Annotated in this window: 33 protein-coding genes and 1 tRNA gene; 29 read left to right on the forward strand and 5 right to left on the reverse strand. The window is 64.1% G+C overall.

Annotation, left to right across the window (positions count from 1 at the left end; all coding sequences use genetic code 11):
- Positions 1–5: 5 nt before the first annotated feature.
- Positions 6–1385: an O-antigen ligase family protein gene (locus MICSW_RS04355; RefSeq protein WP_464496969.1), complete on the reverse strand. Its 1380-nt coding sequence runs from the start codon at positions 1383–1385 to the stop codon at positions 6–8.
- A 192-nt stretch (positions 1386–1577) separates the two neighbouring features.
- Here MICSW_RS04355 and MICSW_RS04360 point away from each other — a divergent pair, with 192 nt between their 5' ends.
- A complete protein-coding gene (locus MICSW_RS04360) occupies positions 1578–3338 on the forward strand; it encodes an N-acetylmuramoyl-L-alanine amidase (protein WP_464496973.1) in 1761 nt (586 codons plus the stop codon).
- A 77-nt stretch (positions 3339–3415) separates the two neighbouring features.
- Here MICSW_RS04360 and MICSW_RS04365 read toward each other — a convergent pair whose 3' ends face one another.
- From MICSW_RS04365 to MICSW_RS04380, 4 genes are all read right to left on the reverse strand, one after another.
- A complete protein-coding gene (locus MICSW_RS04365) occupies positions 3416–3733 on the reverse strand; it encodes a hypothetical protein (RefSeq protein ID WP_464496977.1) in 318 nt (105 codons plus the stop codon).
- Between the two features lie 35 nt (positions 3734–3768).
- A complete protein-coding gene (locus MICSW_RS04370; RefSeq protein WP_464496982.1) occupies positions 3769–4551 on the reverse strand; it encodes a tyrosine-type recombinase/integrase in 783 nt (260 codons plus the stop codon).
- 114 nt (positions 4552–4665) lie between these two features.
- Positions 4666–4872 (reverse strand): hypothetical protein, encoded by a 207-nt coding sequence (locus MICSW_RS04375; RefSeq protein WP_464496987.1) that lies wholly within the window; start codon positions 4870–4872, stop codon positions 4666–4668.
- Positions 4869–5243 carry a helix-turn-helix transcriptional regulator gene (locus MICSW_RS04380; protein WP_464496992.1) on the reverse strand — a complete coding sequence of 125 codons (375 nt, stop codon included), beginning with the start codon at positions 5241–5243 and terminating at the stop codon, positions 4869–4871. Before MICSW_RS04380 ends, MICSW_RS04375 begins: the two co-directional genes overlap by 4 nt.
- A 103-nt stretch (positions 5244–5346) precedes the next feature.
- Between MICSW_RS04380 and MICSW_RS04385 the strand changes: the two genes are divergently transcribed.
- From MICSW_RS04385 to MICSW_RS04520, 28 genes are all read left to right on the forward strand, one after another.
- Complete coding sequence (locus MICSW_RS04385) at positions 5347–5538, forward strand: helix-turn-helix domain-containing protein (protein ID WP_464496821.1); 192 nt, start codon at positions 5347–5349, stop codon at positions 5536–5538.
- Positions 5535–5867, forward strand: a complete 333-nt coding sequence (locus MICSW_RS04390) for a hypothetical protein (RefSeq protein WP_464496822.1) — start codon at positions 5535–5537, stop codon at positions 5865–5867. The genes MICSW_RS04385 and MICSW_RS04390 overlap by 4 nt, the downstream gene beginning before the upstream one ends.
- Positions 5864–6319 carry an HNH endonuclease gene (locus MICSW_RS04395; RefSeq protein WP_464496823.1) on the forward strand — a complete coding sequence of 152 codons (456 nt, stop codon included), beginning with the start codon at positions 5864–5866 and terminating at the stop codon, positions 6317–6319. Before MICSW_RS04390 ends, MICSW_RS04395 begins: the two co-directional genes overlap by 4 nt.
- Positions 6316–6627: a hypothetical protein gene (locus tag MICSW_RS04400; protein ID WP_464496824.1), complete on the forward strand. Its 312-nt coding sequence runs from the start codon at positions 6316–6318 to the stop codon at positions 6625–6627. Before MICSW_RS04395 ends, MICSW_RS04400 begins: the two co-directional genes overlap by 4 nt.
- 102 nt (positions 6628–6729) lie before the next feature.
- Positions 6730–7575 (forward strand): bactofilin family protein, encoded by an 846-nt coding sequence (locus MICSW_RS04405; RefSeq protein ID WP_464496825.1) that lies wholly within the window; start codon positions 6730–6732, stop codon positions 7573–7575.
- On the forward strand, positions 7572–7982 hold the full coding sequence (locus MICSW_RS04410; RefSeq protein ID WP_464496826.1) for a hypothetical protein: 411 nt from the start codon (positions 7572–7574) through the stop codon (positions 7980–7982). Before MICSW_RS04405 ends, MICSW_RS04410 begins: the two co-directional genes overlap by 4 nt.
- Positions 7979–8860, forward strand: a complete 882-nt coding sequence (locus MICSW_RS04415) for a hypothetical protein (protein ID WP_464496827.1) — start codon at positions 7979–7981, stop codon at positions 8858–8860. Before MICSW_RS04410 ends, MICSW_RS04415 begins: the two co-directional genes overlap by 4 nt.
- Positions 8861–8886: 26 nt before the next feature.
- Positions 8887–9180: a hypothetical protein gene (locus MICSW_RS04420; RefSeq protein ID WP_464496828.1), complete on the forward strand. Its 294-nt coding sequence runs from the start codon at positions 8887–8889 to the stop codon at positions 9178–9180.
- 289 nt (positions 9181–9469) lie between these two features.
- Entirely contained in the window at positions 9470–10408 is a 939-nt protein-coding gene (locus MICSW_RS04425; protein WP_464496829.1) for a YqaJ viral recombinase family nuclease, read from the forward strand.
- A complete protein-coding gene (locus tag MICSW_RS04430; protein ID WP_464496830.1) occupies positions 10405–11229 on the forward strand; it encodes a recombinase RecT in 825 nt (274 codons plus the stop codon). The genes MICSW_RS04425 and MICSW_RS04430 overlap by 4 nt, the downstream gene beginning before the upstream one ends.
- A 43-nt stretch (positions 11230–11272) precedes the next feature.
- A complete protein-coding gene (locus MICSW_RS04435) occupies positions 11273–11506 on the forward strand; it encodes a hypothetical protein (protein ID WP_464496831.1) in 234 nt (77 codons plus the stop codon).
- Positions 11503–11805, forward strand: coding sequence for a hypothetical protein (locus tag MICSW_RS04440; RefSeq protein ID WP_464496834.1), 303 nt, complete (start codon positions 11503–11505; stop codon positions 11803–11805). The genes MICSW_RS04435 and MICSW_RS04440 overlap by 4 nt, the downstream gene beginning before the upstream one ends.
- On the forward strand, positions 11802–13052 hold the full coding sequence (locus tag MICSW_RS04445) for a DNA cytosine methyltransferase (protein ID WP_464496839.1): 1251 nt from the start codon (positions 11802–11804) through the stop codon (positions 13050–13052). Before MICSW_RS04440 ends, MICSW_RS04445 begins: the two co-directional genes overlap by 4 nt.
- Positions 13053–13066: 14 nt before the next feature.
- Positions 13067–13474 carry an HNH endonuclease gene (locus tag MICSW_RS04450; RefSeq protein ID WP_464496843.1) on the forward strand — a complete coding sequence of 136 codons (408 nt, stop codon included), beginning with the start codon at positions 13067–13069 and terminating at the stop codon, positions 13472–13474.
- On the forward strand, positions 13474–14193 hold the full coding sequence (locus MICSW_RS04455; protein WP_464496845.1) for a hypothetical protein: 720 nt from the start codon (positions 13474–13476) through the stop codon (positions 14191–14193). Before MICSW_RS04450 ends, MICSW_RS04455 begins: the two co-directional genes overlap by 1 nt.
- Positions 14190–14462, forward strand: a complete 273-nt coding sequence (locus MICSW_RS04460) for a hypothetical protein (RefSeq protein ID WP_228176796.1) — start codon at positions 14190–14192, stop codon at positions 14460–14462. The genes MICSW_RS04455 and MICSW_RS04460 overlap by 4 nt, the downstream gene beginning before the upstream one ends.
- A gap of 187 nt (positions 14463–14649) precedes the next feature.
- Positions 14650–15237 (forward strand): hypothetical protein, encoded by a 588-nt coding sequence (locus tag MICSW_RS04465; RefSeq protein WP_464496852.1) that lies wholly within the window; start codon positions 14650–14652, stop codon positions 15235–15237.
- A gap of 40 nt (positions 15238–15277) precedes the next feature.
- On the forward strand, positions 15278–15685 hold the full coding sequence (locus tag MICSW_RS04470) for a hypothetical protein (RefSeq protein ID WP_464496856.1): 408 nt from the start codon (positions 15278–15280) through the stop codon (positions 15683–15685).
- Entirely contained in the window at positions 15682–15942 is a 261-nt protein-coding gene (locus MICSW_RS04475; RefSeq protein ID WP_464496860.1) for a hypothetical protein, read from the forward strand. The genes MICSW_RS04470 and MICSW_RS04475 overlap by 4 nt, the downstream gene beginning before the upstream one ends.
- Positions 15939–16121, forward strand: coding sequence for a hypothetical protein (locus MICSW_RS04480; protein ID WP_464496864.1), 183 nt, complete (start codon positions 15939–15941; stop codon positions 16119–16121). The genes MICSW_RS04475 and MICSW_RS04480 overlap by 4 nt, the downstream gene beginning before the upstream one ends.
- Positions 16122–16163: 42 nt before the next feature.
- The gene (locus MICSW_RS04485; RefSeq protein ID WP_464496868.1) at positions 16164–16463 is read left to right on the forward strand and encodes a hypothetical protein; all 300 of its coding nucleotides are present in this window, start codon (positions 16164–16166) and stop codon (positions 16461–16463) included.
- Positions 16464–16928: 465 nt separating this feature from the next.
- Entirely contained in the window at positions 16929–17444 is a 516-nt protein-coding gene (locus MICSW_RS04490; protein ID WP_464496872.1) for a GIY-YIG nuclease family protein, read from the forward strand.
- A 307-nt stretch (positions 17445–17751) separates the two neighbouring features.
- Positions 17752–17823 (forward strand) — tRNA-Trp (locus MICSW_RS04495).
- A gap of 320 nt (positions 17824–18143) precedes the next feature.
- The gene (locus MICSW_RS04500) at positions 18144–18311 is read left to right on the forward strand and encodes a hypothetical protein (RefSeq protein ID WP_464496876.1); all 168 of its coding nucleotides are present in this window, start codon (positions 18144–18146) and stop codon (positions 18309–18311) included.
- 84 nt (positions 18312–18395) lie between these two features.
- On the forward strand, positions 18396–19010 hold the full coding sequence (locus tag MICSW_RS04505; protein ID WP_464496879.1) for an NUMOD4 motif-containing HNH endonuclease: 615 nt from the start codon (positions 18396–18398) through the stop codon (positions 19008–19010).
- 127 nt (positions 19011–19137) lie between these two features.
- The gene (locus MICSW_RS04510; protein ID WP_464496883.1) at positions 19138–19437 is read left to right on the forward strand and encodes a hypothetical protein; all 300 of its coding nucleotides are present in this window, start codon (positions 19138–19140) and stop codon (positions 19435–19437) included.
- Positions 19419–19703, forward strand: a complete 285-nt coding sequence (locus MICSW_RS04515) for a hypothetical protein (RefSeq protein ID WP_464496886.1) — start codon at positions 19419–19421, stop codon at positions 19701–19703. The genes MICSW_RS04510 and MICSW_RS04515 overlap by 19 nt, the downstream gene beginning before the upstream one ends.
- 78 nt (positions 19704–19781) lie before the next feature.
- On the forward strand, positions 19782–20219 hold the full coding sequence (locus MICSW_RS04520) for a transposase (RefSeq protein WP_464496891.1): 438 nt from the start codon (positions 19782–19784) through the stop codon (positions 20217–20219).
- Positions 20220–20263 lie beyond the last annotated feature (44 nt).

The raw sequence follows: 20263 nt of genomic DNA on the forward strand, positions 1-20263 counted from the left end.
GAAAGTTATAGTGTGCCCTTGGGTGAACCGATAGGACTGCCCTGCGCCGCTCGGTTCGCCCAAGGGCCGCGGCGTGCTGCACGCCCGTGGCTCCGCAACGTGGTGCGATCGACCCTCGACGCTAGCGAAGCGAGCACGCCGACCAGCAGCCAGATCAGTGCGGGGCTCCCAAGGTCTGCACCGGCGATGCTGCGGCCGATGATCCAAGCGACCAACGCGCCAGCCACAGGCCGAGCTTCGGGGTTGCGCCATGCCCGAACAATCAGCGCGATGAGCGCGATAAAGAACAGCACGAGCCCGACTATCCCGGTTGTCGAGATAAGGGAAGGCAGGAACGACGAGGGGCGGGTGCTTCCTAGGCCCACACCCAAGCCAAAGCTGTCTGCCACCAGTGAAGTGATGGAATACAGGTCAGCTGTGCTTCGCACGAAGAACGAGAACGTCGTGAGTTTGTCCGTGAGCTCCGCCTGCGCGGCGAAAATCGGTTGTCCTCCTACGACAAGAACCACGGGAACGGCGGCAAACACCCCGATCATGATGAGCGGGTGAACCTTCATCTTTCCGGTGAGGAAGCGCAACATCACCCAGGCCAGGAGAACCAGAGCGACGATCAGCGGTGCCACGATTGCAGTGGTGGAGGTCGAGTTACCCAGGTTTACGGATGCCATCGCTAGAGCCGCGAACGAGGCCCAGCGTTGCCATCCTTTCCTTTGGATCGCGAGAACCAGGAAGAACGCAGCGGCGGCCGTCGAGAATGTGGCGAGCACAGAGGGCTCGGCGAAGATACCTCGGAACCGAGGCTCCCCGGTCGGAAGCCGGTTTATGTAGACGAAGCCGGGGCTGTTGTCGAAGAATCCGTCCATCCATGTCGCTCCGACTTGGATGAGCATGAGTCGCACGAAGCTGAGCACGGTTCCTGTGAGAAAACAGAGCACTACTGTGGCGATGCCAGCTCCGACCCGGTAGAGGTAAGCCGCCGCGCCGAGGCCGAGCACGAGGTAAGCCGCTTGAGCGGCGTTGGAAGTTGACCATACGAGCGGCTGAGGGTCAGTGACAGCAGTGTTCACGCCCACGCTGGGGCTCAGGACGAGAACCCCCTCGAAGATCACGGGTCCGATAAGTGTGATCAGGAGCGCCCATGCGCCAAATGCCCACCATTCCCGCATCGGCGACGGCTTGTCAGCTCCGAATCGTGCACGAACAAAGAGCGCCGCGACAGTAGCAGGAATCGCGAAGGCGTAGAAGACCGGTAGCGACTCCCCGGCGACAGTCAGCATCGCGCCTGCCTGTAGCGCTGCGCCGATGGCGAGAGGCGCGGTAAGTCCCTTCCCCTTGGCGATACTGACCGCAGCGATAGCGATCAGAAGTATCCCGAGTGGCGTCACGGGCGCCATGCTACCGCGAGGGCGTTACGAACTGGTCACCTCCGGTATCCCGCACATGACTTTGGCATCCCGCAACCCAGCAACATAGTTGGGCTGCGACTAACATCCCAATAGCTCAGATTCCGACCGAGCGCACCATCCTCTGAAGGCCCCCGTCGTGGGGGCCTTCGTCGTTCCCAGGAGGGAAGCATCGTGACCACCTACGTGATCGTCGACGGGCAGCGTGTCGCTGCGAACGTCGCGGCAGACTACTCCCGTCTCGAAGCAGAGTTCCGTCGCGTCTTCGGCCTCGACCTGATCATCTCGTCGGGTGTGCGGACGTGGGCGGAGCAGAAGGCGCTCTGGGATGCGTACGACAGTGGCCGGTCGAGTGTCCGCGCGGCGCACCCGGACGACCCGAAAGCGTTCCACGTCGAAACGAACCCGATCGGGCCTCGCGCGATCGACATCCGAGACAGCGGGGCCGACGCCGGGGTCACCCGGTACGGGAACCCCAGGTCGAAGTGGATCCGCGACAACGCGCACCGGTTCAACTTCGACCCCGCCGGGTACGACCACTACAACGAGCCGTGGCACCTCGAACACACCGGAGCCACCACAGCATCCGCAGGCAATGGTGCGATGCCGACCGACGAGGCGCAACGGTTCCTCGCTTCCCTGGGCCTGTACGACGGTGCGATCGACAACGACCCTGGCCCGAAGACGAAGGCGGGCACGAAGACGTTCCAGGAGTGGGTGGGCCTGCTCGCGGACTCGATCTTCGGCCCGGACACCTCCGGCGTTGCGCGGATCATCATCGCCGGCGAGAAACAAGTCTCCCGGTCCACGAAAGAGATCCAGCAGTACCTCCAAGGTCGGGGCCTGTTCCACAACTGGGCTGCCGACGACGACTGGGGCAACCAGTGCTCGTGCGGGACGTACCGCTTCCAGCGCGCAGAGGGCCTCGAGAAGGATGCGAAGTGGGGGCCGATCACGGACGGCCGCGCGTTCCCCACGGTGCCGTCGACACCGACCGCGCCGCCGGCAACCCCGCAGCTCGACCCTGCGCAGCCGTGGAAGAACCGCGCCCCGGATTCGCCGCTTGCTACGTGGGTCGGTTCCCCGAACTACCGGTATCGGGAACCGGCTGCGGTGAAGACGCACATCACGCTGCACTGGATGGACGGCACCCTCGCCGGGACCGACGCGCACTTCCAGAACCCCGGCACCATCAAGGACGGCCGCGGCACCGGAACCTCCACCCAGTACGGGATCGGGCAGACCGAGATCCACCAGTACGTCCCCGAAGCGGAGTACGCGCACGGCGACGGCGACGCCTACTCGAACGCGAACGGGATCTCGATCGAGCACGAGGGCGGACCCGACCGGCCCATCACGGACGCCGTGTACGACCTGTCCGCGCGTCTGGTCGCTGACATCGCGGCCCGCCACCAGCTCGGCGAGCTCAAGGTCGGCGTGAACGTGTACCCCCACAACCATTGGGTCGCGACCGAATGCCCCGGCACCCTCGACCTCGAGCGGATCGTCGCGGCGGCGAATCGGATCAACGGTCACGGTGAGCAGCCCGCGCCGGTTGACCCGGAACCCGCCCAGCCCGAACCTGTCCCGGAGACACCGGAGGAGGATCCCATGCCCGAACAGCCCGAGCCGGAACGGCCGACGTACACGCCGCCGGAACTCCCAGCGAACGTGAACCCGGCGAACGTGGCCGCAGCAATCGGGGCGATCATCCAGTCCGCCCGCGCACGGGTGATCCTGTACGCGTCGATCGTGCTCGGCGGTGCCGCGGTGTGGACGACCAGCGAAGTCGTCGAAGCGGTCACAACCGCCGCCGCGGCTGGCCTCCCACCCATCGAGGTCGCACTGGCCGGGGCGAAGGCGGGTCTCGGCTACCTGCTGCCGCTGCTCGGCGGTCTCGCGCTCGCGAACGTCCCCAAGACCGAGAAGCAGTAACACCACAACACACTGACGCCCCGGGCCTGTCATCCACGCGATGACGGGGTCCGGGGGCGTCTTTTGTCGTTCCTGGGTTACTGGTCTTGCAGGGATGCGAGGGCATCAACCTTGGCAGCGGAAACTACGAAGTCCATGTACTCGTCCGGGTCTCCCCAGAAGTCCACGAAACCGTCCTCACCTTGGGATTCCACCCAGTTCTCACATGGTGTCTCCCGGTCCACCTTCGTGCCAGGGTTCTGTTCTGCCAGCACGTCGAGCTCGCGTGGCAGCGCTCCGTACGCGCTGACGCACGTATCCCACGCATCCGCGAAATCCTCCGGCGTGGTAGTGGCGCATCCGGTCAAGGTGATCGCAGCCAGGGTGACGGTAGCGATTGCTGCGCGGCGGTTCATGCCACCGGATCGTACCGGGGAGCCCGAGTGCGCGTCTACGCCGCGAGGCGCGACGCCTGGGAGGCGCGGAGCAGGTCGGGTCGTGTGACGTGCACGTAGCGTGCGGTCATTTCGGGGGACGAGTGACCGAGGAATTCTTGTGCGACACGGAGATCGTGGCCGGTGCCCTCGTAGACGACGGTCCCGGCCCGGTGTCTGAGTGAGTGGGGGTTTGCGCCGACAGCGCGGCGGATGTGTTCGTAGACGGTGTTCGGGTGAAGGTGCCCGTCCGTTCCTCCGGGGAACAGGTATCCGGCTGGTGCGTGGCGGATGAGGGTTTGAAGCTCGGGGGTGAGGTGTACGACGCGGTGTTTCCCGCCTTTGCCGATGACGTGCAGCCATGCTCCGGCTTCGATGTCGTCGGTGTGGACTTTAGCGACTTCGTGTCTGCGGAGTCCGCATTCGGCGGCGAGGCGGATCATCATTTCGGTTTGGGGGTCGGCGTTCGCGATGCCGGCGAGGATGTCGGTGTCTGTGGCTATTCGTGCGGGTCGACGTTCAACGGTGACGGTTTCGAGCTCAGCGGCGGGGTTGTCTTGGCGTCGGCCGGAGGCGTGCATCCACCGGAAGAATCCTCGGAGCCCGGATACGGCGGCGTTGAGGGATTCGTCGGCGGTCCAGTGGGTGTGGACCCATTCGTCGAGGTCGAAGAGTGTTGCCGTGTAGGGGTCGATTTCGGTGAGGAGTCGGGCGATGACGGCGCGGCGTTTCCGGATGGTGACGGGTGCGCGTCGGCGGCGGTGGAGGTAGTCGATGAATTGGTCGAGTAGTCCGTCCATGTTGCACCTGCCGTTCCGCGTTGTTCGCCCTCGGCACTCGTCGTTGAGTGTCGGGCTGAGAATCTATCCGAACGGATGTAACCGCGTTCAGGCATGCTGGTGACGTGTGTGCCTTTACATGCGCGCTGGGGCGACCAGGCCATCTTCGACGCTGATCTCGTGGGACCAGCGCTCCGCTCGCGCGGTTTCGCTCGCGCCCTTCGTGTAGTACCGGCGACCTTCCCATCCGCACGAGCAGGACGCCTGCCACGCCGGACCGATCGCGGTGTGAATTCGGTTCGCTCGTGCCCGGTGCCCGAGCTTCTCGGCAGGAGTCATCACGCGGCCCACCGTTCGAAGTTGGGTGCGCTGGACGTGCGTCGCGGACGCAGGTGGTACAGTGAAGTCTCTCCTGCCGGGCTCTTAGATCCGGCACTCAGACCCTCGCCCGGACCAGGGCGGGGGTCTTCTGTTTGCCCGGTCCTGAGCCATTCGACGTCGACGTCGCAGGCGACGGCCCATGCGTTGATGACGAGCTTTCCGGGGATGGTGACGCCCCGTTCGTAGTTGCTCACTGTGGATCGGCCGACGCCGAGTTCGCGTGCGAGGTCGGCCTGTTCGAGGCCGCGCCATTCGCGTGCGATGCGGAGGCGGTTCTGGAGCGTGGAGGGTGGAACCTTTGCGCCGCGGTCGAGGCTGATAACAATCGTCATATGTCCAAGTTAGGACTGCCCTCCGAAACTGTCAAGATCACCGAAAGTGAACAAAGCCCAAACTTGGGCTTGACATATGTCCAGATTGAGGCATGATGGACATATGCCCAACATGGACACAGACACCGAAGTCACAGCGGCTGAAGCCGCCGCGATCCTCGGCAAGGACCGCAGACAGGTAACCCGACTTGTCAAACGTGGAACCCTCACACCATCTCGGAAGCTCCCTGGATACACGGGCGCCTACCTGTTCTGGCGCTCCGACGTCACCGCGATCAGCGAGCGTGCGTCATGACCACGGTTCCCCCGATGGTTTACCCGGGTTCCCCGAATGTCCGTTCCACGGACCCGATCGAGTCGCATGAGGCGGCGGACAGGACGGATGTTGCGGGTTCGCAGCAGGAAGTCCTCCGCATCCTCCAGGGGGCGGGGCGCCCGTTGGGTGACGGGGAAATCTACCGGACCCACATCCTGAACCCTGGCCCTCTCGACGTGGTGTGGTCTGAGGCAAGGTTGCGTACCGCCCGCCACGAACTCGTCGAAGCGGGCATGGTCGTGGACGCCGGTGTCGGGGTCACTCGTGCTGGGCGTCGGTGCCGGGTATGGGCGGCGGTGTCGGCATGACCGCAGCCAAGCCCATAGAGATCGGATTTATCAGCGCCGAAGCGTTTGCCACGCGCGTCGTGCCGGACCCGGCGACCGGATGCCACAACTGGAGAGGAAAGACTCGCCACGACGGCTACGGCGTCGTGGTACGCAATCGATCCTCGCGCCAGGCTCACCGAGTCGCCCTCATCCTCGCTGGCATCGACCTGCCAGTCGATGCGGTCGTGGACCATCTGTGCCGAAACCGCCGATGTGTGAATCCCGCTCACCTCGATGTGACGACGAGCCGAACGAACACCGAGCGGGGTATCAGTCCGATCGGTGCGTATCTCCGAGCTCACGCTAGCGGTCGCTGCATCAACGGGCACGACCTCGCGATCGTCGGCTTTCACAGGGCCGGCCGTACGAAGACATGCGCGCAGTGCGGTCGGGATCGAGTCGCCGCCTACAAGGCTCGGAGGGCGTCATGATCACCATCCGTTGGTGCGCCGGGGCACTGTTCTTCCTGGCCCTGGTCCCCGCGTTCCTGGGTGTCCGTGACTGGTTCCTCGCCGCGTTCATGTTCGCCGCGTTTGTGGTGGCGTTCACACCGTGGCACCGGCTGATCGCTGACCTGCCGGCGGGGCACCCGGATTCGGTGAGCCGCCTCGACCATCTCGACGGTGTATTCATCCACGACCACCGCTGCATCTCCCTGACCGGACCCGAGTGGGCGGACGTGTGCGACTGCCGCACGCTTCGGCTCATTGACGAGCACCAACGGCAGGCCGACTCATGATCGCCGTCTTCCTGGTCGCCGCGCTTATCGCGCTGGTGGTTTTCACTTCCCCATCTGATCCTCCGCGGCACCGCCGCTAACTCCGCACGAAAGGGCACAGACATGACGGAGCAAAGTTACGAGTTCACCGGGCTCGAAAAGGTCAACATCCACGGGTACACGGTGCGGCAGATCCGCGCGACCCGCGACATCCCCCGACACGGCATCCGAAAGGGCGATCTCGGTGGATGGATCGAGTCGTCCGAGCTGACCAACGGCAACGCCCGGGTCTCCGGCGACGCCTGGGTCTACGGCGACGCCCAGGTCTACGGCAACGCCCTGGTCTACGGCAACGCCCGGGTCTCCGGCAACGCCCGGGTCTACGGCAACGCCCGGGTCTACGGCAACGCCTGGGTCTCCGGCGACGCCCGGGTCTACGGCAACGCCTGGGTCTCCGGCGACGCCCGGGTCTACGGCAACGCCCTGGTCTACGGCAACGCCCGGGTCTACGGCAACGCCCGGGTCTACGGCGACGCCCGGGTCTCCGGCGACGCCCGGGTCTCCGGCGACGCCCGGGTCTCCGGCGACGCCCGGGTCTACGGCAACGCCCGGGTCTACGGCGACGCCCGGGTCTACGGCAACGCCCGGGTCTCCGGCGACGCCCGGGTCTCCGGCGACGCCCGGGTCTACGGCAACGCCCAGGTTGAGAAGACGTGGCACTACATCGCTGTCGGCCCGATCGGGTCGGAAGGTGTCGTTGCGACGGTGTTCCGCACCGAGAACGGGAAGCACATCCTCGCGGTGGGGTGTTGGACGGGGACGCTCGGGACGCTGATGGCGGAGGTCAAGCGACGCCGGGAGTCGTGGCGGGCGGATGAGCTTACGCAGGGCTTGTGGATGGAGCAGTACCGGGCGTTGAAGCGTCTGGGGAACGCCACGGTCGCGCGTTGGGCGGAGGTGTCGAAGTGACGGAGCAAACAACATCCAGGATGTACCTCGGCAGGTTCGATGGTGACGCCATGGTCGACGTCACACATTTCACGTCACGAGACGACCGGTGCGTCCCCCCGAGCATTGTCGATCTGGTCGCCGCCGACCCTACCCGGAACTCGTACACGGACTGGGACGGGGGCGTGTGGTTTCCCCTCACCGAGGGGCGTGTGACGGAGCAGCGCGCGGATATGGGTGGCGCGTGTTGTTGGTGTGAGTTCCCGCAGGCGCGGCAGAAGTATCTTCCGGTGCCGGCGTCGAAGGCTGTTGGTGGTGTGCATGTGCGTCCGTTGCGGCGTGATCCGCAGTTCTGGGCGATGGTCGCTGTGACCGGGCTCGTGGCTGTGGTGTGTGTGCTGCTCATCGTTTCGGCGGTGACGGCATGAACGACTTCACAGCATCCAACGGCATCGGCGTGGAGATCAACGACGAGGAGCAGATCGTCTTCGCTGTAGGCAATCGTCCTATCACTCCGATATGGACCAATTCAAGTGAACTCAAAGCCCTCCGGGAGTTCTTTCGGGCTGAGGAGGACGAACGCCTCGGACGGTGGAGGTGGCCCGAGAACCCGGAATATGTGGTTTATCGAGCCGACGACGATGCGCGGGTTCTTCACGAGCCAAGCGGGCAAGTATGGGTGATAACTCGACGTGCGGTGAATGGTGCGATTTACGGTGGCATCCAAGATTGGCACCGAGCCGCTCGGGCGTTCTTCGATGCTCACCCGGAGCCGCTGGATATGCCCGACGGCATCTACATGGTCAACAAGACCTTCCATCCCTACGAGCGACTCGTGCAGCGGCGACGGGGCGAGTGGCTCCACCTCTACCGGGGTTATGCGCCACAGCACGAGACGCACACCGCCGAACAGGTCGCCCGCATCGCGGCGAAAGAGGGCCGTCTGACTCCGCTCGTTCAGGTTCCTGAGCCTGACACGACTGGGGGGTGCGTCATGACCGCAGCGAAGTACCTGCAGACGGGTGACTGGGTGACACACCCGGCATCGGGCAGCATCATGGTCGTCACGGCACCACCGGAACCGCTCGGGCAGCGGAGCCTTCTACTCACAGTGTGGACGGTGGGTTCAGGCGATCAGGCCCGGTACACCGTCGATCAGGACGAGGACTATACGGTCCTCGGGTCGGATGAGTTGCGGTCTCGGCGTATTGCGGAGCAGGGCGTGCAGCTCGCGTTGGGGCGGGAACTGTTGGCGTCGCAGCGGATCGTTGCCGCTATCGACACACACCTGGCGGTGACCCCGTGAGCGTTGATGGACCAAAGAGCGCGCGCATGGCAAAGCTGCGGATCGTTCAGGATGCGTCTACGCCGCTGAGCGTGGAGGAGCTTCAAGAGCGCGGGAACAAGCTAGTTACGGATGCCAGACGGGCTGCTCTCCGCGCTATCGCGCTATCGATGCAGCCGGAGTATGTCGAGCGGGAGCACAGCGTACAGCGGCGCGATCTGATCCGGTGGCGGCGGAACGCGGCGGAGGCGCGCGATGAGTGGCAGAAGGTCGTGGACGCGACGACGGAGCTACTAGCAGAAATCGATCGTACGTCGCAGAAGCTGGCAGATCCATCATGATCCCCCGGACGGTTCAGGCTGACCGGCTCACGATGTCGGTTGAGGAACGCGCCGAGTACGAGGAGTGGCGTGAAGCCCGCCCCCCGTACCGGGATGGTTCCGCGCAGCAGCGGGCGTTCGTAGCGGGGATGCGCGCGCAACGTCGTGTCGATGCGGCGGAGAAGATCAACGACCAATGCGCCGAATGCGGCGAGGTCGACGATATGCGGGTCATCGGGGATACCGGGGACTCGATCGAGCTCCGGTGCCCCCACTGTGCCGCATCGACTTACGTACCGAGGGGGCGGTCATGACACCGTTCGTGAAGGTCGAGGTGACGCCGGATACCCCGGCTTGGGAGCAGGAACGCCGTAACAGTGTGGGCGCGTCCGAGGTTGCCGCGGTGATGGGTCTCTCTGCGTACGGTGTGACCCCGCTGGACGTGTACAAGCACAAGCTCGGTGTGGATCGGCATTTCGATCCGATCCTGGCGTGGGTGGGGCACCAGTCCGAACCGATCATGGAGGCGTGGCTGCGGGAGTTCTCGGGCCTGGATTTGAACATCCGCCCCGGGTTCATGGCCCGCTCGGTGGAGCACCCGTACCTGCATGCGTCGTTTGATCGGGTGAACGAGGCACCGTTCTTCCCCATCCAAATGAAAACCGCTGGGCAGTGGGTCGGGCATCACTGGGATGAGGGTATCCCCACAGACATCCGCGTCCAGGTCCAAGCCGAAATGGCTGTGTCCGGCACGCCACGCGCATTGGTGGTCGTGTGGATCGGTGGCCGGGAGTTCCGGCACTTCTGGGAACCCCGAGACGACCGGTTCATCCGCGAACACCTCATCCCCACCCTCCAGCGGTTCTGGGACGGGAACGTGCGGGCGAAGGTCGAACCTCCCGTGTCAACGCTCGCCGAGGTCAACGCGATCGTCACGGACGGGACGGAGATCGAACTGTCCGAGCAGGCGTTCGACACTCTCGAGCGGATCACGGTCCTCAACAGCGACATTCAAGCGCAGACCGACGAGCGGGACGCCCTCAAGGTCGTGCTCGCGCAGTACGTCGGCGCAGCAGACACCCTCACCCATGACGGCGTGAAGGTCGCCACATGGCGGCAGCAGAAGGGCCGCGCCGGGTTCGATCAGAAAGCGTTCCGGGAGGCGTACCCGGATCTCGCGCAACAGTTCACGACGGTAGGGCAGCCATTCCGTGTGCTGCGCCGCACAAAGACCAAGGAGCAGTCATGACCGACCTCAGTAACGCGGCTGTTGCCGCGCAGGAACGCCAGGGCAAAACACCGACGGTCATGGACCTGGTGCACCGTCAGCAGTCCGCTATCGAAGCGCAACTCGCCGGCACGCTCAACTCAGGCGCGTTCGTCCGCGCGGCGATCAGCGAGATAAAGAAGTCCGAGTACCTGCAGCAGGCGACAGCGGATTCGGTGCTCGGGTCGATCATGCTCGCCGCCCAGTTGAAGCTTGAGATCGGTTCAGCGCTGGGGCACTTCTGGCTCACCCCCCGCCGCGAGCACGGCACATGGGTGTGTGTCCCGATCGTCGGGTATCAGGGCCTCATCGAGCTCGCGTACCGTTCCGGCCGGGTTCTCCGCGTGGAGACGTTCTTGGTCCGTGAGGGCGACTACTTCGAGTACGGGGCGAACAGTGAACGGGGCCGGTTCTTCGACTGGAAACCCGCCGACCGGGAATCAACCCGCCCGTGGACTGACGCGGTGGTGACGGCTCAGATCAGTGGTGGCGGGGTGGTGTGGGAAACCCTCCCGAAAGAGAAGATCCTCGCCCGCCGCCCGGATAAGTGGGATCGGGGGCCGTGGAAGACGCATGAGGAGGAGATGGCCCGCAAGACCTTGGTCCGTGAGGTGTCCCCGTACCTCCCGAAGTCGACAGAGTTCGGTCTCGCGATCCAGGTGATGCGGCAGGTCGAAGACGAAGGCCAGGTTGTCCGATCCATCGAAGGTGTTCAGGGGCTAGTCGTCGGTGATGCTGTCGAGCCCGGTGTTGGGGATCCGCTCGGAAGGACAGCGGAAGAGATCGCTGAGGACCAGCGGTGAGCGGTTGCCGGTTCCGCGCCGACATCGAACGGATGGAGAGGTCATGAGGTTCCCGTTGCGTTACGGGGTTGGTGTCCTCGATTCCGGCCGGTGGGTTGAGGCCGGTGAGGATTCCACACCCGAGGGGGCGATGCAGGCCGCTGCGGTCCTGCGGGCCGATGGTAAGCACGCGCGGGCTTTCGATTGGTCTGTGGCTCCTGCGGGGTTGATGCTCGACCCGCAACCCGGAGACGACGAGTACGCCGCCGACATCACACGGATGGAGCAGGGAACATGAGCGATTACACGGATACGAACGTGCCCGGGGTGCAGGTCAAGGTATCCATCGACTGGGGTCAACTCGGGCGGCACATCGCTGACGCCGACTCGGAGGAGCAGGCCGTGTTCCTTGAGGGCTGGGCTGAACAGATGGGGACGTGGAAGCCGGGCATGGCGGAGATGCAGTGCGCTTATGTGGGTGAGAAGGTGGCCGACCCGGAGTGGGAGATGTCCCGGGATCACATCGTGACGTTGCTGTCGAACCTGCTGGCGTTCATTGATCCCGAATCTCGTGAGCGGATGGAGCAGGGAACGTGACCCCGCAGATGACGGCGGTTGACGCGTTCGCTGGTGTCGGATGGGGCGTCGCGTGCGAACGCCTCGGGATACGCGAGTACGGAGCAGACAACGCGGCATCCGTCATACGAACACGGTCAGCGAACGGCATGCGCACGATCTACCGCGACGTGTGGGCTGGACTCTTCGAACCATCGCTGGTCCCACCGCACCGGATGCAGATCGCGTCCCCGCCGTGCCAGACGTTCAGCATGGCCGGTGGCGGTGAGGGACGACAGGCGCTCGATGACGTGCTCACAGCGATCGATGACGAGTCGTGGAAGTCTCCGGCTGCGCTGCACGCGCTCGGGGAAAGGATGGATCCGCGCACGGCTCTCGTGTTGACGCCGCTCGCGCACATCTGGGCGCACCGCCCAGAGCTCGTGGCGTTGGAGCAGGTTCCCCCGGTACTGCCGATCTGGCGTCGCATCGCTCAGGTGCTCCGCACGCTCGGTTACTCCGCATGGTCTGGGATCTTGCACGCGGAGCAGTACGGGGTGCCGCAGACCAGGGACAGGGCTATCCTCATGGCTCGTCTCGACGGCCCAGTGAAGCCGCCAACGCCGACGCATTCGCGCTACTACACGGCGCAGCCGAAGCGACTGGACCCGGGCGTTGAGAAGTGGGTTTCGATGGCCGAAGCCCTCGGCTGGGGAATGACCGAGCGTCCGTATCCGACGATCGCCACAGCGCGAGAGACGGGCGGGCCGGACAAAGAGAAGGTCGGAGGGTCGGCTGCGCGGGCAGCGATCTATGCAGAGCAGGAAGCCGGACGCTGGGTCGCTCACAAGGTCATGGGTTCCGGGATGGTTGAAAGTCACGGCGAGCGGCCGGATCGTTCTCTCGATCAGCCATCCTTCACCGTTCGTGCAAACGCCGGAGGTAGCGCCCCGGGTGGTTTCGTCTGGGCTGAGAAGTGGCCATTCGAACGGCCCGCGACGACGGTTGTCGGATCGTTCAGCCCGGACGTGATCGCTGCTCCGGGTCATCGTGACCGAGAGACTTCGCGGCAGGACGCGCCCGGTTCGGTGCGTGTGACGTTTGAGGAGGCCGCAGCACTCCAGTCGTTCCCACCCGACTTCGTATGGAAGGGCACGAAGACCGCGCGATTCCAGATCGTCGGGAACGCGGTCCCGCCGCTGATGGCTGAGGCAATCCTGCGTTCACTGCTGGCTCCGGCCGAGAAGCGGGATGCGTGGAGCGAGATATTCGCGGAGGTGGCTGGGTGAATAAGCGTAGGGGTGTGAATCACCCACCCCGGGTGGTGAAGGACGCCGTGATTCAACGTGACGGTGGCTTCTGCATCCTCGCGCTCAACCGGTGCCAGGGCGAAGCAACCACCACGGACCACCGGGCGAACCGGCAAGCGGGCGGCAGCCGCCTACTCAACCATCCCGGGGTGCTGGTCGCCGCGTGTCAGCGGTGCAACGGCGACAAGGCCGACGCGCACGCGATCGTCCTGTTCGAGCTCGAGCAGCGCGGCTTGTACGTGCGACCCGCGGCGACGCACGCGAAAACCCTCGAACGTGCACTGTCGACGCCTGTCCAGGATCTCGCCGGGGACTGGTGGATGCTGCTGTCCTCCCGGGAACGCCGACCGGCGACGGATGCGGAGATCGCACGGCATCTCGAATGGGTGGGGGTCCGCTGATGGTGTGGTTCAACGTGGACGACGGGTTCTGGTCGCACCCGAAGGTGCTCGAGCTCGACGCGCCCGCCGTCGCCCTGTGGGTGCGCGCTGGATCGTACTGCGCGAAGCACCTCACAGACGGGAAGGTCACCCATCGCACTCTGAGGATTCTCGACGGCGACCACGACGCGGCGACGGCTCTCGTGCTGGCTGGCCTGTGGGTGTTCGATGACAGCGAGAACTGCTGGTGGTTCCATGACTGGTCGAGGTATCAGCGCACCCGTGAGCAGGTTGAGGCGGAGCGCGCGGCGACTCGTGAACGGGTCGCGAAACACCGGGAGAAACAGCGTACTAACGATGTTGGTAACGCGGTTACTAACGGTGGCGGTACACCTGCCCAGTCCAGTCCAGTCCAAACCAATGACTTCTACTCACTTTCTAAGAGTCAGTCCAGTAGTAACCGCGCGCGAGTTTCGACCGACGCGATCGATGTGCCGGAGATGACACGGAAGCTCGCCGCACGGCAAGGGGTCACGTCGCTGCGGGGCGTGGTCGATGCGATCCTCCGCCACACGGGGCTGATGGTGAACTCTGCGGGGGCGTTGCAGGTGTCCCTGTCGATCCTGGAACGGGCGAAGAAACCGCCGACGTCGGGGCAACGGTATGTGACTGAGGCGATCCGGCAGTCACCGGCAGAGGTGGCGCAGTTCATTCATGAGCACGCATTGGAGGTCGCGTGATGGAAACGATGAATGTCACGGTCCCTGCGGGGGTGTGGGGGCGGCTCGCGTCGGAGGCTGATAACCGTGGCGTGACGGTCGAGGACATCCTCGTCGCAGCGATCAACCATGTGATCCGCCCGCAGGGCCGTAGGGAGATGATTCTCGCATTTGTCAGGGCGGGGTTCACGGACGCTCAGGTCGCCGCGCATACCGGGGAACTGGTCGGGTTCGTGGCGCAGGTTCGTCGTGACGCCGGGTTGAAAGCAGTGAGGGGTAGCCGTGGGTGAGATCGAGGTGGAACGGTTCTGCGCCCGTGGTTGCACCCGGGAGGACGGGTCTGGTCTGGTGGCGCGTCACGGGGCGTATTGTGCGCGCTGTCACGGGAGGATCCGTACGGCGTTGCTGATATCTGGTGAGCTCGCCGGTCACCTTCTGCATCACGGTGTTGTGATGCGGCCGGCGGAGGCTGAGCGGGTGGATTCGTCGTCGGAGGCGCCTGTCCCGTTCAATGCTGCGGCGTTTGATGATGTGAATGAGTTGTATTCGTTGCTGGTGTATTGGGTGACGGTGTGGGCTGGGACGCTGCGTCAACCGGTGCCGGGGGTTGCTGGGCGGGCGTGGCGGTCGGACACGGGCCGGATCATCGGCCTGCCCCGATCAACGTCACCAGTGGATGGGCAACGGCTTGTGTCGGGGTTGGCGGGGTGGCTGGGTGACCGGCTCGACGCGATCCTGTCCGCTGACCGGCCGGATGATGTGGATGCGATGTCTGACGCTGTGCGGGATGTGTGGCGGATGAACGCCCGCTGGCCTCGCATCGAACGACCGTCGTTCTCGGCTATGCCGTGTCCGAGGCAGGATTGCGGCGCCCGCCTGGCCGTGTACCCGCCCGCGTTTGAGGGGGATGACAGGCGTGTGGTGTGCACCGCCGGGCACTGGTATCCGGAGGAAGAGTACGAGCATCTGATCCGGGTGTTTGAGCAGGTAGCTCGGGAGGAAGCGAAGACAGCGCGGGTCGCGAAACGTCTCGCGAAGAGATACGGGATCGGAGCAACGACATGACCAAGCACACCAACCAACCGAACCGTACCCAGGAGGAATCATGAGCTACGCCTGCCCCGGATGCCAAGCCAACGGCATGGCTGACGACTGCTTCCACGACGAGAAGATGTGGGCTCTTGCCGAAGCCCTGTCGGTGGGCCTTCCAGGTGGCCCAGCCAAGTGGGGAACGCCCGTCGACCGTGCGTGGGCTTTCATCGACGACGCCGAGGCGCTCGTCGGATCTGTGGGCAATCCGCCGTATCGGGTCGGCATGTTCCATCCCGCAGGCCGTCAGAGTCCGACCACTGTCGGCGTGGTGAACGGACGCTACCTGTTCACCGTCGATGAGGAAGCCGAGTTCATTGTCGACGTGCTCGCCGAGGACGGGCGCAACCAGCTTCTCGACCTCCTGACCGGAATTGAAAGCCAACTCCCTGCCCAAGAGAACCGTACCCAGGAGGAGAAATGACAACAGTCGCAGAGCTGATACCCGGAGACGTCATCGACGGGCCGCTCGGGATCTTGTCAGCGACGTTCGTGTCTGCCGCCCCGCATCCAATCTACGAGGGGCTGCAACTGGTCACTTGGCGGATGTCGGACGGCGAGTGGTCACATGATGCGCTGCGGCCCGAGCAGTACGTCGGTGAGGCACGCCCCTCGGATGCAGAGACCCGGGAGTCAGCTCTGCGACGCGCGTTGCTCGAATCGGAAGGACCGGGAGCATGAGCGAAGACGAGCTGTTCCTACAGCGGAGAACCATTCACTACGTCGAGTTCGGAGGAATCGGAGGCGACATTGCCGCAATCACGATAACGACTGAGGCGTGGCGCGATCTCGGATCACCGGAAACCGTGAAGGTGACCGTAGCTCCCGAATCGGCGGATCGGTGGTCTGACGATGGATGAGCTATTGACGTTTACAAAACATCAACCGAACCGGAGTGAGACATGAGCAACACTGACCTGATCCGTCACCTGCGGGCCGAGCACGCTAAGCATTTTGACGCCCTGGGTGACCTGCTGTTCGATGCCGCTCGTGCGCTAGAAGCCGCTGAAGCCGACCGGACCTATCGCCTGAGAACGAGCTCGCGGACGATGACGGTAGTCGTTGAGAACGAGGTCTTCGTGACATTGCTGGACGGTGGACGCCCGGCGTTCTGGGAGATTCGAGAAGGCCGACCGGTGATGCTGTCCTACGCGGTGACAGCCGCGGGGCGCGAGCCGAAACCGGAAGGACAGGGAGCATGAGCGCAGCAGAGAACTACCAGAGAGGCCGACACCGCCGCACCGACCCCGCGTGCCACTACCACCGCGAGCCACGAAACCGGTTCGAGCGGTGGCGATACAACCGCGCTCGGGGGCGATCGTGCGAACTATGCATCCGCATCCGAGAGCTTGCCGAACATCCATTCTGGAGGCGCAACGGATGGCGCACCTGGCGTGATGAGAAACCGGGTGATCCGTCATGAGGGACCGGTGCTATCGGCGTGGTTGGCCGCACGGCGAAGAGCAGGACGGCGACAACCCGTGCGTGTGCGGCGAGCCCGCGTTCCACAGGGGCCTGCACGTCTGCGACGACTGCGGCGCGAAATGGGCAGGCGGTCGTGCCGCCAGTCCGGGTGATCGGGAGCGCCGCGACACGCCGTAGCGGCGAAGATACTTGACAAAGGAAGGCCGCAAGTCGATGTCTGACCCTAGTAGAAGGATTATGTGATGGTGGAGCTAACCTGCACGAATACAGACGAAGCGGGCAGAGAATGCGCTCGTGCAGTTGTCCCGAGCTCGCCCGTCTCGATGTGTCAGATGCACATTCTCCTCGCGGCGCACTTCGCGATGGAGATGGGAGGTTTTGGGACGGGGATAGTTGCGGCCGGTGGAAAGAAGTCGGGTGCTCGGCTGAAGTACGGCAGGCCGAGCGTTGTCTACTACGTGCAGCAGGACACTCGCATCAAGATCGGGACGACAACCGATCTACCCACAAGAATGCAGTCGATACCGCATGACGCTCTCCTGGCCGTAGAACCAGGCGGGAACGCGCTGGAACGCAACAGGCACCGTGAATTCGCAGAGTTCCGTGTCAATGGTGAGTGGTTCGAGGGAAGCCATCGTTTGCTATCCCATGTGAGCCAGACGCGCAGGAAGTACGGAGAGCCGATGAGGGCATGGGAGCAGGTAGCGCGACACGCCGCCGCGAAGATACTTGACACGGGACAAATTCGCATACTCTAGGGTTGTCCGAAGGTCGCGCCCGCCAGGGGTTGCGGCCTTCACCCGTTCTTCCCGGGTGTGCGTGTGCCCCGCACCCCGGGAACACTTCCCCCTCCCGGCTAGTCGCCTGACACGCGGCCCGTGCTGGTTGAGGGTATCCGTCCCAAGGTTGGGGCGGTCATCGGTACCACCCGAGCAAGTCGGGTACGGGCCAACTCTGGCGTACCCCTAGCCACAGGCTTACAGGTCGCCGTGTACTGCCGGTGGATGCAAGCTTCCGGCCATCACAATTGCACATGACGGAGCCACTTCGGGTGAGGCCGTCCGGGTGCCCCTAGCTCAGCGGTAGAGCGCTGGTCTCCAAAACCAGGCGTGCGAGGTTCGACTCCTCGGGGGTATGCAATGCGGAGCCTGCTGTCAAAACGGCGGGGAAGTTGCGACCTCCGCAGAAGACCCCCGGGTAGCAAGGCGGACTACATAGCCGCGAAGCGTAATGCCTGTGACTGGCCTGGAGCCCGGGGGCAAGTTGTCCCGCCGCCACACGCTGACACCTACATCACGTTCGAGCTGTTGATGAGCGGCGGGACACCACACCCCACGGGAGTCGGTCATGTTCCGCAGGTTCGGTGTACTCGTGGTGACGCTGCTGGTGATCGCGTTCGCCCCGTACCGGGTGCAGCACCGCATGTTCATGTGGCATGTCAACAGGAACCACCGCTGATGGTCCGCGACATCCCGAAGACCACAGACGCGATGCTCGACCACAGCGGCGCACAGTCGAAAGACAAGGGCGACGCGCTCGACGCGATCGGCCGGTTCCTCCTCGAGCACCCCGAGTACGACAACGACGAACACCTGGTAGAGGCAAGGATCTCGTTGCTCAGCTAAGACGAAAGACGGCCCCGAAACGAGTGCGCTAACACTCGCCGGGGCCTAACCCGCAATCAAGGTCTATTTGATTGGAGAGCTGCGATGCAGTCTACTGAAGTCGCCACCGAGACTTGGCTTCCCATTCCCGGATTCGAGGGATCCTACGAAGTTAGCGATTACGGTGGCGTCCGCTCCCTTGATCGAACGATTCAGAGATCCGATGGCCTAATCGTCCGGCTCGAAGGGCGCAGGCTGGCAATCCATATCCATAATGGTTACCCGACGATACGCCTCACCCATGGCAATCGCCGACTCACATTCGGCGTACATCGTTTGGTCCTGTTGGCTTTCGTTGGTCCTAGCCCGGATGGGATGGAGGCCTGCCATAACGACGGAGACCGGTCGAACAACGTGCTGAGCAACTTGCGCTGGGACAGCAGGTCAGAGAACAACAAAGACCGCATCCGTCATGGAACAGACTTCTCCCGCAACAAGACCACTTGTCCGCGCGGACACCGGCTCGAGTCGCCCAACCTCATCGAGGATCTATTCCGCAGGACCGGATATCGCTCGTGTCGAGCATGCAACCTAGCGCTACAGCACGGCAAGTATCGGGGTGAACCATTTGACCCGGCCGTCGCAGACGCAAAATACTCGCTGATCATTGCTGGGGCGAACCCGATTCGACCGAAGCGTAAGAGGGCGGCATTGCTGTGAGGGACATCGAACACCTCGTTACCCAGCAAGCCGACCCGCGCATGTTCGAATGCCCGACCTGCGAGTCTCAGTACACGTCGAGGCTCGCCGCAGCCGAGTGCTGCGACCCCGCATGGGAAGACAGCTGATGGCCGACGCGAAGTACGGTCACGACCATCAGAAGCTCAGAGCCGAGTGGAAACGGAAGGTCGACGCCGGCGGCGTACACTGCGCCGCAGAGTTGCACGGTCATCCGTGCGTCATGCCAGAGACGATCATCCATCCCGGAAGCAAGTGGGCACTCGGGCACTACGACGAACACATCGACCCGGAGCAGGTCATGCCACCAGCGCCCGAGCACTTCAGGTGCAATGCGAAGGCACCATCTCTCTGGAAGCAAAGGGCACTCGCGCCCAAGGAGGAGTACGGATGGTTCCCGGCCGCGTGACGCTCGACACCACGAACCCTGACCTGCACAGTCTCGCGTTGACCATCGGATTCACCCGCGACCTCATCGAACGAGACGCACCCACACAGGAGTGGGAAGCCCTCACCCACACACTGGTCGAAGAACACACACCAGAACAACTCGCGAACATGCTCACCGGAGCAGCCACCATCATCGCCCGCATCGGCATCACCACAGACACCAGCATCCGACACGGCGAACAAGCCCGACACAACCTCACCCACAACCGAGGCCGGATTCTTTAGCCAACACCCACCCCGCAAGACCCGCGAGTCATCTAGATCTCTCCCCGGGGTTTTTCCACGTGCAGGGAGGTGGTCGTGATGGCGTCTTCGACTGCTGAGCTCCGCGCGGTGGGCGCGCCGCGATCCGCGAAATCTGGCGGGCGAGCGGCTTACTCTGAGGCGTTTCGGCGTGATGCGGTGGAGAAGGTTCGGGCTGCAAAGTCGGTGTCGCAAGTTGCAAAGGCGTTGGGGGTGTCGCGACCCACGTTGTCGAGGTGGGTTGCTGAGGCTGATCCGCCACCGTTGTCGTTGGTCGAGGCGGTTCAGTCGGGTGACCGTAAGGCGTATCTGGTGGCGATGCGGAATCAGCTTGCGGAGAAGATTGCCGCGGGTATGGCACCGCGTGATCTGCCTCCGAATGTGCGCTTGTTGAACGAGACGATGCGCGAGCTTGAGGAGATCGAGACGCGCGAGGCTGAGGAGTCGGCTGATGCCGCAAGCGCGCCAGACGAAGCCTGGGACGAAGACGACATCTAGGTCGGTGGCGCGTCGGGTGCCGCCGAAGCGCCGGAAGCTGTCGG

The sequence above is a fragment of the Microbacterium sp. SW12 genome (genome assembly GCF_055391095.1).